This is a genomic window from Bacteroides caecigallinarum, from assembly GCF_016902295.1.
In the GTDB taxonomy this organism is placed as follows: domain Bacteria; phylum Bacteroidota; class Bacteroidia; order Bacteroidales; family Bacteroidaceae; genus Phocaeicola; species Phocaeicola caecigallinarum_A.
Window position 1 is genome coordinate 96,514 of the sequence record NZ_JACJLQ010000008.1, and the last position, 12,114, is coordinate 108,627.

Here is a 12,114-nt window from a genome sequence, read left to right on the forward strand (position 1 = left end):
ACTAAAACTAAAACAGCCGGTTATGGAAAATTCCGGACCGGCTGTTTTTGATTATGTAAAAGAATGATAGTCTATTTGTAGGCTTCGCGTACGGACAGAAAGAAATATATCCCTGCCGCAATCATAGCCAAACCAAGTATTGCATAGAATATTCTGGATTTGTTTCTCCCGAGGGTTCTCACTATGAATTGGGAATTCTGTGCAGTGAAGAACCATTCCCAGTTAAAGACTGATGCCATGAGAGACAAAATCCCTACCAGTACAAATACCGACTGTATTATGTAGTGTGCAATCATTGTTATTCAGCTTCGAAACGTACGCTACGTGTTCCGTCTTCTGCTTCTTCTATATATACGTTTACGGTGTTACCCGGAAGCACATCCTCTATCAGTTCAGGCCATTCTATGAAGCAGAGTGCGCCGCTATAGAAATAATCCTCATATCCCATGTCGTAAACCTCCTCCAGCTTCTTGATTCTGTAGAAATCGAAGTGATAAATCAGTTCGCCTGCAGTTTCAGAACGGTATTCGTTTACGATAGCAAAAGTAGGTGAGTTTATAACATCTGTCACTCCAAGTTCTTCACACACAGCCTTGATGAATGTGGTTTTTCCTGCACCCATCTTGCCGTAGAAAGCAAAGACTGTATTGTCGCCCATTTCAGCGATGAATTGTTTCGCTGCTTCATGGATCTGTTCCAGTGAATTAATCTTTATTTCCATATTATATTAGTTTATTGAATTCTTTAATACTTATTCCATAACTCCATTAACTTCTTAACTCCATTAACTTCTTAACTCCATTAACTTCTCCTTCTAATCATCTTCGCCACCGCATAAATCACTATAGAAGTAAATATGATTGATGCTCCTGAAGGAACCTGAAGCTGATATGACAGTATCAGTCCGCCTAAACAGCTAATGTAGCCGATTATTATCGACAGCCATATTATTTTCTTGAAGTTATATGTGAAAAGGTTTGCCGTCATCTGTGGCAGTGTAAGCAATGAGATGACAAGAACTATACCTATCATTCTCAGGCAGGCCACTATGGTCAGTGCTATGAACATCATCAGCGTGTATTCGAACAGTGTCACCGGCAGACGTTGCGAGCGTGCAAATTCCCTGTCGAATGCTATTGATACTATAGGTTTCAGGAATATGGCAAAGAATACAGCCAGTGCGAGACTTATTATGCCAAGCAGTATTATATCGCCGGTGGTAATGGTCAGGATATTTCCGAACAGGAATGAAGAAAGTTCAGGCGTAAATCCCGGAGCGAGAAAACTGAAGATAATTCCCACCGCCATGCCGAATGTCCAGAATACGGCAATGGCGGAGTCTTCCCGCATGTCGCTTCTCTTGCTTAGCCATTCCACTCCGAATGCCGACAACACAGAGAATATGGCAGCTGTAAGCAGCGGCGAAATACCTGTATATAGCCCTATTCCTATTCCTCCGAATGAAGCATGGGTTATACCTCCGCTGATGAAAACTAAGCGTCTTGTCACGATGTATGTGCCTATTATTCCACAGGCAATACTTGCAAAAAGGCTTCCCAGCAGTGCATTCTGGAAAAATGTATATTGGAACAGTTCTATGAAATCGGTCATTTTGAGTTTTTAAGTTTTTAAGTTCTTGAGTTTTTGGGCTTATTAGATTGCATAAACAAACTAATAAACTGACAAACTAACAATCAATGTATTCTTCTTTCTCCCACAATCAGGAACAGCTCGTCCTTTAGCTCGTTTGGCAGTTCAATGCCTCGCAGTTGCAGGCTTCGGCACCATCCTGCCACCTCCACTTCCTGGGTTGAGTAAAGTATGTCTCTGAATTCTTCTATCTCTTCCTCGGTGTAGCTGTCCGAAGTGCGTCCTTTGAAACGGTCCAGCTCCTCGTCGTCGTAGTATTCTATTTTCTTGCTCACGGCAGCCAGAAGACTGTCTTTCTCGCATGTCTCATGCTGACCGCAGCATTCGCTGTCCACTTCAACCACTTGCGGCTCTTCGGTTATTTCTCCTTTTTCAATTTTCTTTTGGATGTTGCGGTTATAGAAGTATCCGGCAATAAGTCCGAACAGTGCAACACCGATGAGTGCTAAAACGAGTATCCACATGTCTTTATTCCTCCATTATGTTGAAACCTGCCTTGGTCAAATCTTTCCAGAATCCGGGATAAGATTTTGATACCACTTGCGGATTGTTTATTCTGATGTCCTTCAGCTTCAGTGCTGCCGGTGCAAATGCCATTGCCATTCTGTGGTCTTCGTATGTGTCTATGGTAGGGTTTGCGTCACCTTCACATCTTTCTCCGTCCCATGACAGTACCGAACCGTCGCTTTCCGATATTACATATCCCAATTTCTTCATTTCGTTTATGAGTGCAGCCATACGGTCTGTCTCTTTAATCTTGAGGCTTTGCAGACCACTGAAACGGAACGGTATTCCCATCATGCAACAGGTCACTACGAATGTCTGTGCCAGGTCTGGCTGGTTTACGAAATCGTATTCCATTTTGTCTGTTACCTTTCCGCTTTTTGTCAGAACTACATTCTTGTCTCCATATTCTGTTGTTACACCCAGTTGCTCAAACAGTTCAGCTACTTTTGAGTCTCCTTGGAAACTCTTTTCGAAAAGTCCTGGAAGTTCCACACGGGCGTTCTCCGACAGGGCTGTCATCTCATACCAGTAAGAAGCAGCGCTCCAGTCACTTTCTACATAATATGGAGTAGGTTTGTAAGTATCGTTGCTTATGCATATAGTGTGTTCGTCTGCCCATACGGCATCAGCTCCGAACTCTTTCATTATCTGGATTGTAAGATTGATATATGGCTTTGAAACGATGTTGCCGGTCAGGTTGAGAGTAAGTCCGTTTTTAAGAGTAGGACCTATCATCATAAGAGCGGATATGTACTGCGAACTGATGTCTCCCGGCAGTGAGATAGAATTCCCATTAAGTTCTTTTCCTCTGATTTTCAGTGGAGGGAAACCCTCTTTTTCGGTATATTTAATGTCTGCTCCCAAGCTTCGTAAGGCATCCACCAGAATTTTTATAGGGCGTTGTCTCATCCTTTCAGTTCCCGTAATGATATGTTCGCCTTCCGTAACCGAAAGATATGCGGTTAGAAATCTCATGGCTGTACCTGCCGCCATGATGTCTATAGTGTCGGTCATTTCACTAAGTGCGCGCACCATCACGAAAGTGTCGTCACATTCGGACAAGTTCTCTATTTTCCCGTCATGTTTTGACAGTGCTTTTATAATAAGGGCCCTGTTGCATATACTCTTTGACGACGGTAAAAGTATGTTTGTATTTATATTTTCAGGTGCTGAAACTTTTATTCTACCCATATTGCAATCTTTCAGTGTTCGTTTAGATTGCAAAGATAATGTATTTATTTGTTTTTTTGATGGAAAGCAGTTTCATATAATATTTTTATCTTTGTAACAGATGGAAAATATAAAGTCACTTGACCCACTATTATAAAAATCACCTGACCCACCTTTATAACCGAAACTGACCCACTTAGATTATAATAAAAATTGACCCTATAGAATTACCACATTTCAGTCTTGTTTTTGTACTTTAAAAAGCATTTTAACCCGGTATTATTAACCGAATAAAAATTTTAAAGAATGAAAATAAGAATCAAGCACATACTGCGGTGCTACCAGTCAGGAATGAGTATCCGTAGTATCAGTTCTTCTCTTCTGATTTCACGTAATACAGTAAAACGGTATATCCGAATATACGAGGATATGGGTATAGAGCTGGAACGCCTGTTGAAAATGGACGAGCATCATCTGCATGAACTTTTCGGTACGGAGACTGACAACGAATCAACAGGATCTGCAGAGTATAAGTATCTTCAAGAACATATACCTGAGTACATTAAACGACTTAAATCCCGTGGAACAACAAGAAGGTCCTTGTATGAGGAGTATCTGAGAAACCGTCCCCAAGGTTACAGTTATTGTTCATTCTGCCTGTATCTCAGACGTGAAAGGGAGGTAAAAATACCGGTTGGACGCATAGATCATATAGCTGGTGATCAGATGTATGTGGATTTTGCCGGTGACAAACTTTATATTTCAGACAGGAATACGGGTGATAAGGTTCCCGTAGAAGTCTTTGCAGCGATACTTCCATGCAGTCAGATTACTTATTACGAGGCTGTACCATCGCAAAAGAAAGAATATCTTATCCAGGCATGTGAAAATGCTTTCCATTATTTTGGAGGTGTACCCAATGCCATAGTTCCCGACAACCTCAAATCTGCCGTAACAAAGCCCGGTGGAATAGAGCCTGTAATAAATGATGACTTTGCAGCATTTGCAGACCATTACGGCTGTGTTGTCTTTCCGGCAAGAGTGCGCAAACCCAAAGACAAGGCTTTGGTTGAAAATGCTGTAAGACTGCTTTACAGGGAGGTCTATTCAAAGATGACAGGATTGAAATTCAATGATATTGAAGCCTTGAACATAGAAATAATGAAACATACTGACGCATTGAACAGCCGAAAGATGTACAACCGCAGCTACAGCCGTAGGGAGCGTTTCCTCGAGGTCGAGAAAGACAGGCTACATATATTGCCGGCAACAAGATTTATATCAAAAAACCGGAAAACGGCAACTGTCATGAAAAACAGTTATGTATCGCTTAACAATCACTATTACAGTGTTCCTAAAGAGTATATAGGCGATGCTGTAGAATTACTGTATGATGGGGACACAGTGGAGATATATTATAAATTCAGACACATAACGACACATCGCAGGGATGATACACCTTTCACTTATTCAGAAAAACCTTCCCATAAACTTCCCGGAGTACTACATGAATACAGAATCAGAATGGATGATATATACCGCAAGGCACGTGAAATAGACACGGTAGTGGAAGAGTATATAAAGTTGGTGGCTGTTGCCAAAAAATATCCTGTTCAGGCTATACGTTCAGCTGATGGTATATTATGTCTTGTGGAACGTTTCGGACACGACAGAGTGGTTCTTGCATGCCAGATAGCAATGGAATCCTGCATGTTCGGGTTCAACGAACTTGAAAGCCTTCTGGTAAACAGGGAAGATGAAAAGTATCATATACAAATGGAAGGGCTTGCTCCTGAACTTACCCCTAAACACAGAAATCTCAGAGGTAAGGATTATTTTAACTCTAAAAACATAGATAAAAATGACAAGTAATAATAAAACAAACAGAACTGTCGGAAAAAATATGGACAGAATAATGGAGTTACTCTCCAAATTACGTTTTTACGGTATGCTTGAAACATACAGAAATGACTGCAGGACAACATCCTCTGATGGTATGACAAACGATGAGTTCCTGAAATGGCTTCTTGAAAGCGAGTATGATTACAGACGCAATGTAAGCATTGAACGACTGATAAGATCTGCAAACTTCAGATATAAGGCATATATGGAAAAAATAGACTATACAATAAAACGGAACCTTGACCGGAACCAGCTCGAGAGACTTGCTTCTCTTGATTTTATAAGAGACGGACAGAATATTTTTATCACAGGAAGCTCCGGAACAGGTAAAAGCTATATAGCTTCAGCAATAGGATATGAAGCATGCAAAAATGGAGTCAGAACTTTATACTCCAATGCGTCAAAGCTTATGGGACAGCTTAAAATGGCCAAAAACAAGGGAACTATAGAATCTGAGATGAAAAAAATTGAAAAGTGTTCACTGCTTATTCTTGACGATCTGTTTCTTATAGGACTGGATGCCAGAGAAAGGTCAATACTTATGGAAATAATAGAAGACAGACACGGACTAAAATCAATCATAATAACGTCACAACTTCCAGTCGAAAGCTGGTATGATGCAATTGGAGATCCTACGGTAGCTGATGCAATCCTGGACAGAATCGTACATACTGCACACAAAATTGAGCTAACGGGTGATTCTGTAAGAAAGATTAATGCTAAAAAGAAGTAGTATCTGCTATAAAAAATTATAATTGAAACTGACCCGGGTTAAAATGCATTTTTCTCTACTTAATTCTAATATTTTTTTGATGGGTCAATTAAAAGTATAATAGTGGATCAAGTGACTTTATATTTTCCAATAGACAACGAAAATACCTTTTAGTAGTCTCCATCACCATCTGTCATGCCTGATGCCATTGATTCCGGGTTGTAATATTTCACTTTCTTATCTAGTTCATTTAATATGCTGCGCGAGAGCATACTATGTTTTAGCATGCTCTTGCGTAACGTGATTGGTTCGGTTAGAATTTAAGGATTGTTGGAAGTCTGTTTGGCTTTATCTGCCCAAACTTCCGCTTGCTTAATATCCTTTTCTACTCCTCGGCCATAGCGATAGCAGGCAGAAAGCTTTTCCATGGCACTGACATTACCTTGTTCGGCGGCTTTTTTGAACCAAGGGACAGCTTCCGTATAGTTTTTGTTGTTGTAATAGTGGAGGCCTAAATTAAACTCGCCATGCACATAGCCTTGTTCCGCCGATTTCTTAAACCAATAGACACCTTCTTCATTTTGATGCTTTTTCATGTAGACAATGCCTAGTAAGTTTTGGGCAACTGCGTCTCCTTGTTCTGCGGCTTTTTTAAACCAAGACTCTGCTTGGGCGAGATCTTTCCTTGTGGAATCATAATAAATGCCTAAATTCCGTTGTGCAATTGCGTTTCCTTGTTCTGCAGCTTTCTCTGACCAGAATAGGGCAAGTTCAAAATTTTTGTGGTTTAAATAATAGGTACCTAAGGAACATTGCGCTTTGGCATCTCCTTTTTCGGCTGCTTTTTTATACCATAATACAGCTTGTTCCCAATTATTATTCTTTTCATAATGGAGACCTAAGTTGAACTGTGCTTTCGGATATCCCGCTTGGGCTGCTTTTTGGAACCATTCTACTCCTTCTTCATTCTTGCCGGATTCCATGCATAAAATGCCTAAGAAATTTTGAGCTTGCGCATTATTCTGCTCGGCACTTTGAGTATACCAATATGCCGCTTGCTCTTTGTCCTTTTTGTAGAAAGAATAATAATTACCCAATCCACATTGGGCTGAAGCATCTCCAGTTTTGGCCGCCTTTTCCAGCCAAGGAAAAGCTTCTTCATAATTATTATTATTCAAATAGTGCAAGCCTAATTGTCGTTGGGCATCTGTATTATTTTGTGTGGCAGCTTTTCTCCACCAAGGGAGTGCTTGATTATAAAGTTTATTGTTATAGTAATGTACGCCCAAATTATATTGCGCTTCTGAGTTACCTTTCTCGGCCGCTTTTTTGAGCCAATAAACTCCTTCTTCGCTTTTCCCTTGTTGCAGGAACCATAAACCATATTTGCTTTGCGCTTCCACATCTCCGGCTTCCGCTTTCACCTCCATTTCCAGTTGTGTCCATTCACTTTGAGCCATGACATTGCTCCACACCAATAAACTCAGTGCTAAAAATAAAAACTTTTTCATATTCGTATTTTATAGGTTGATTAATCGTAAAATCCTCTTTCCCGTAAAGTTTGCTCAATTTGACGAGTTTCCTTTTTGTTTATACCTGCTGCAATAGCCTTACGTAACCATTTGTCTGCTTGGGTATCTTCGTTTCGCCCTAAATACCATTTAGCCAATAAGCAATAATATTCTTCATGTCCGGTGTTTGCTTGATTTTCTATCATACGCATTGTATTTACCAAGCCAAAATCTCCAGAACTTATCTTTTTTTCTATGAGTCTTTCTGCTTCATGTCGTTTCCCTGTGAGCAGACTCTTAGCCAGCCATTTATCCGCTTGCTTATTTTGTTGGGTTGAGAAATAATATTCCGCCAAAGGGAAATAAGCATAAGCATAGCCTTCATCTGCCAGTTGGAGCAGAGCATTTTCTTTGTTTTTCCCCTGAAGTTTCATGGCTTTCTGAAAGCGTTCTTCTTTCGTTTCCACTTCTACGGCTATAGAATCCGAAGAAGCCGTATCAGTCTCTGGTGCCGTTGTTGCTATAGAGTCTGGCGAGTCATGAGTTTCTTCAATAACTTCTGCAACCGCAATCGAATCTTGAGGGAACATTATATCTGGCTTGATATCCTGCTTGTTGATTGATTTTACAATCAGAAATACGCAGATGATCAGCGCACATGTGCTTGCTCCTATAATAGGCTTCTTATATTTCCCCCAGAAATTAGGAGTGGAATGAGGATGTAAAGGTTCCTTTTCTTTTCTTTCTATTTGTGGTTTGGTTGTCGGAGAAACTTCTTGAGGAATTTTCTGACTTTTCATGCCAGTTAATTCTTGTAAGAATGCTTCCACGCTCTGCGGCCTGTCTTTCTTCATGGATGACATGGCTTTGGCTATGCAGGCTATCAATGAGTTGCTGACTTGATGCTTTTGCAACTCGTATGCTGGAAAACCTTCATTCAAGATTTCATCGGCTTTGAGAGGAGGGACACCCGTCAGCATCTTGAACAAGGTCGCTCCAAAGGCATATACATCCATGGTTACAGGAAAATCCTTGCCTTCGTGATAGTTGGCTTGTTCAATGGGGGCATAGCCGGGAGTGCCGTTTCCTACACTTGTGCTTGATTCTGGTTCTCCGTTCTTGTCGTATTGTTTAGACAAGCCGAAGTCAATGAGTACAATATCCCCATTCTTACGGAGCATGATGTTCCCCGGCTTTAAGTCTAAGTGTAGCATCTTGTGGGTGTGCATATAGGAGAGGGCTGCGCCTATCTGCTTGGCTTGTTTAAGAGCTTCAGATTCGGGTATACCTTGATATGGTTTGATATATTTGTCCAAACTTCCTCCATCTACATATTCCATGGCATAGTAGACGGTATTGTTGGCTTCGAAGAATTCTAATACTCTTACAATGTTTGGGTGATGTAATTTGCTTAGATTCTCCGCTTCACGGGCAAACTTCTTCTTATAGTTGGCATAAATGCCTCCTTGGCTTCCTGTAGTCACAGTATTTTCTTTACGCCCGTTGACTTCTTTCATGAAGAATTCCTTAATGGCGACTTGAATAGTTGTGTCAATTTCGCCTAAAGCACCCGTCACCTTTATTTGGGTGGTGGCCAGGTAGGTGATGCCGAATGTGCCTTGTCCTAACACCTTCTGGATGGTGTAGGTGTAGGATTTGCCTCGCAGGAGAGTGCCTGGTTTCAGGGCGTTATCGTTCGTGTTGTTCATATCGTTTTTATTGATAGGTATTTCTGAACAAAAATAATAGGTTTAATTCATTTGTCAAAAAAATATCTGATGTATTTAAGCGCTGTCTGAAAGCATGATTGCCTGGAATACTTCATCAGCAGAAAACATGCTTTTCGAAGCATTATTGGTTACTTGCCCAAGTAAGCAATGATACTTTGCTATTTATCCAATATTACTTGGGCAAGTAAGCAATGATACTTTTGCAACCGGATTTTTCAGTGTCTTGCCCCATCAGACGCCTGTGAGGTTTTCATCTTCCGCAATATCCATATTTCTGGTTTCCATATTATCCTCATAACCGTACATGGCCGGTCCGCCATACATGCAATAGGTGTCGTCTATCAGGATGTTGTCGAGGTCGGTATCATCTATCAGTATGATGTCATTCTCGATGGGCGGTCCCCCATATACAACCTCTATCGGTTCATCTCCCGGTTCGATGTGTACGTCATTGGCGGTGATGTCTTCTGTAGTAGGCAGGACAGTAACTTCCTCCTGTTGTACCTCTTCTTGCGGAACCTCAGCCGTTTCCTTGTTTAAAGCGTTTGCTGCGACATGTCCTGCCGTTGTTCCTATGGCGCTGCCGGTCATTGCCGCCGTTGCCGTTTTCAACATGTCTTTCTTCGTTTCTTTATCCATTTTATTTCCCTCCTCTATTTTGTTTCCCGAAAAGTTTGTGGTAATGGCACAGCATCAGGTTCCCTTCATCGTCCCGCAGGTGGAAGCCGTTCCCTTCGCAATGGCGGAACAAGGCACAATCGGCGCAAAGTTCCGTACGCATCCATTCCCGGTTGCGGTATTTCTGAAAGCGGTGTTGCCATACGTCCCAGAAGCTGTCCCGATAGATGTTGCCCTGCTGATACGGACTGCGGATGCTCAGACAACCTGAGATACCTCCATCGCTCAGTACCGAAGCCACTGTCAGTCCGGCAATGCACGTATAGATGTGTCCGCGCACCCGGCCTTCGTAGTCTCCCAAGAAACCTTCGCAGGCATAGGACAAGCGGATTTTATTCTCCCGCCGGGTCTCCACGATGAAGTCCATCAGTTGCCGGAACTCTTCATCGCTCAGCAGTAAATCTTCCTGGCCTTTGGCACGGCCCATGGGGACGATGGTGAAGCACCGCCACCGGGTGACTCCCGCTTCAATCAACAAACGCTTCAGTTCCGGCAGATGGGGCAGATTACGGTGGTTGACGCAGGTGATTACATCCCATACCAGATGGGGCGTTTGTCGGATATGTCCGATGGCGTTGAACACGCGGTCGTAACTTTGCCCATTGCAGCGCAGCCAGTTATGGTCATCCTTCGTACCGTCCACGTCAACAGCCAGCGAGCGAAGTCCCGTACGGGATAGTTCACGCATCATGGGTCCGTCAATCAGCATTCCGTTGCTCACCATACTCCAATAGAATCCTTTTTCCGTAATCTGCCGCCCGCACTCCAACAAATCCCGGCGCACTAACGGTTCTCCGCCTACCGTATGCACCATGGTTTTCACGTAGGGTTGATGCGCTTTTACTTCGTCCAGTACGTGGGCAAAGTCCTCAAAAGGCATTTCGGGCGAGTCGGACACAGCCTTGCAATCGCTTCCGCAATGCCGGCAAGCCATGTTGCAGCGCAAGGTGCACTCCCAAAACAATTGCCGTAAAGGGTGTGTCAGCTTCAGCCGCTCCCGCTTCCAGTAAGCTATCTCAAGGTCTATTTTTTGAAGTTGGTTCATGGTCAATTATATTATTTTGTTGATTTTTGTTGTGAAACAGAACCTATTTTAATTTGTATTTATAAAATCATTAGCTCCAAGGATTGTCATCTGGATTTTTGGCAGGTTTTCCTATTTTCCTCCCGTGTCTATCTACATAGTACCATTTGCCATTTTCTTTTATTGCAGTTACGGCTTCGGCTGGTCTATCATTAAACAAACCATTTGCATAATTGAAAATATCACTCATATCTTCATATTTTAAGGGAAGAACTTGTTCCCCATTTATGTTAAATAGGCCATATTTGTTGTTTAAACATACTATGATATATTCTCCTGAAATATATCTTATATAGTCATATACAGGAGGTATAATTTCGATACCTTTTTTGTTTATAAGTGCGGGCTTTCCATTAAGTTTAACATCAGCAACTCCATTAGAAAAAGCCCAACCGTCATCATATTTGCATGGGACAATTTCTTCCTTTTTTTTATTAATATATCCATACTTCCCATTTCGTTTTACCAATGCCATTCCTTCTACAAATTTCCAAACCTTGTCGTATTTGATGTCCTGTTCATTGGCTTCTATAGGTTCACCTACTTTTTTAGGCGGATTGTTTTTGTCAGATACATCTGATTGGACAGGTCCTGTGTTTGATAGGATTGTATCTTCGTCTATTTGATAAGTGTATTGAACTATATTCGTGTCACCTTGTTGTACTTCGGATGAAGCTGGGTGATTGTTGATAATGTTGTGAATTGCTATGAAGCCAACAAAGCACAAACATCCTATGAGTCCTCCAATTAAGATATTCTGAGATTTCTTTCCGGATTTATGAGGAGACTTCTGATCTTTTTCTGTTACATTCTTCTTATCCGAAGTCGTTTCATAGTCCGTCCCTTCCTCATTATCGGTTTTTGCACCGTTTCCTTGTAATTCTTTTAAGAACTCCTCCACACTTTGTGGCCTGTCCTTCCGCAGAGCCGCCATCGCTTTGCCCACGCAAGCTGTCAATGCATCTCCGACATGATGTTTCTGCAATTCGTATGCAGGAAAACCGTCATTCAGTATGACTGATGCTTCCGGAGGTCGTACGCCTGTCAGCATTTTGAACATCGTAGCTCCCAAAGCATATACATCCATGGTGACGGGAAAATCCTTGCCTTCGTGATAATTGGCTTGTTCCAAAGGGGCATAGCCGGGTGTGCCGCTTCCTACTGAGGTGC

The 12,114-nt window shown here is 41.9% G+C and carries 12 protein-coding genes; 2 read left to right on the forward strand and 10 right to left on the reverse strand.

Translation table 11 applies throughout. From position 1 onward, the window contains the following. Positions 1–71 precede the first annotated feature (71 nt). From H6A27_RS04180 to H6A27_RS04200, 5 genes are all read right to left on the reverse strand, one after another. Positions 72–296 (reverse strand): immunity 17 family protein, encoded by a 225-nt coding sequence (locus tag H6A27_RS04180; protein ID WP_154044916.1) that lies wholly within the window; start codon positions 294–296, stop codon positions 72–74. A gap of 2 nt (positions 297–298) precedes the next feature. After that, positions 299–721 carry a tRNA (adenosine(37)-N6)-threonylcarbamoyltransferase complex ATPase subunit type 1 TsaE gene (gene tsaE / locus H6A27_RS04185; RefSeq protein ID WP_204507796.1) on the reverse strand — a complete coding sequence of 141 codons (423 nt, stop codon included), beginning with the start codon at positions 719–721 and terminating at the stop codon, positions 299–301. A gap of 80 nt (positions 722–801) precedes the next feature. Continuing rightward, complete coding sequence (locus H6A27_RS04190; protein WP_204507797.1) at positions 802–1,611, reverse strand: metal ABC transporter permease; 810 nt, start codon at positions 1,609–1,611, stop codon at positions 802–804. 83 nt (positions 1,612–1,694) lie between these two features. Further along, the gene (locus tag H6A27_RS04195; protein WP_204401859.1) at positions 1,695–2,114 is read right to left on the reverse strand and encodes a phospholipase; all 420 of its coding nucleotides are present in this window, start codon (positions 2,112–2,114) and stop codon (positions 1,695–1,697) included. A gap of 4 nt (positions 2,115–2,118) precedes the next feature. Next, positions 2,119–3,348: a 3-phosphoshikimate 1-carboxyvinyltransferase gene (locus H6A27_RS04200; RefSeq protein ID WP_204507798.1), complete on the reverse strand. Its 1,230-nt coding sequence runs from the start codon at positions 3,346–3,348 to the stop codon at positions 2,119–2,121. 285 nt (positions 3,349–3,633) lie between these two features. Between H6A27_RS04200 and istA the strand changes: the two genes are divergently transcribed. Together istA and istB are read left to right on the forward strand one after the other, a co-directional pair. Continuing rightward, entirely contained in the window at positions 3,634–5,199 is a 1,566-nt protein-coding gene (gene istA / locus H6A27_RS04205) for an IS21 family transposase (RefSeq protein WP_204507799.1), read from the forward strand. Next, the gene (istB, locus tag H6A27_RS04210; protein ID WP_204448074.1) at positions 5,189–5,962 is read left to right on the forward strand and encodes an IS21-like element helper ATPase IstB; all 774 of its coding nucleotides are present in this window, start codon (positions 5,189–5,191) and stop codon (positions 5,960–5,962) included. The genes istA and istB overlap by 11 nt, the downstream gene beginning before the upstream one ends. A gap of 299 nt (positions 5,963–6,261) precedes the next feature. Here the strand turns inward: istB and H6A27_RS04215 are convergent, their stop codons facing one another. The 5 genes from H6A27_RS04215 to H6A27_RS04235 all read right to left on the reverse strand — a co-directional run. Beyond that, on the reverse strand, positions 6,262–7,452 hold the full coding sequence (locus H6A27_RS04215) for a tetratricopeptide repeat protein (RefSeq protein WP_204507800.1): 1,191 nt from the start codon (positions 7,450–7,452) through the stop codon (positions 6,262–6,264). 20 nt (positions 7,453–7,472) lie between these two features. Continuing rightward, complete coding sequence (locus tag H6A27_RS04220; protein WP_204507801.1) at positions 7,473–9,161, reverse strand: serine/threonine protein kinase; 1,689 nt, start codon at positions 9,159–9,161, stop codon at positions 7,473–7,475. A 252-nt stretch (positions 9,162–9,413) separates the two neighbouring features. Next, complete coding sequence (locus H6A27_RS04225) at positions 9,414–9,821, reverse strand: hypothetical protein (protein WP_204507802.1); 408 nt, start codon at positions 9,819–9,821, stop codon at positions 9,414–9,416. Between the two features lies 1 nt (position 9,822). Next, on the reverse strand, positions 9,823–10,905 hold the full coding sequence (locus H6A27_RS04230; RefSeq protein ID WP_204507803.1) for a TIGR04133 family radical SAM/SPASM protein: 1,083 nt from the start codon (positions 10,903–10,905) through the stop codon (positions 9,823–9,825). Positions 10,906–10,975: 70 nt separating this feature from the next. Beyond that, positions 10,976–12,114, reverse strand: a 1,139-nt coding sequence (locus tag H6A27_RS04235; protein ID WP_204507804.1) for a WG repeat-containing protein, incomplete at its 5' end; no start/stop codon positions are given.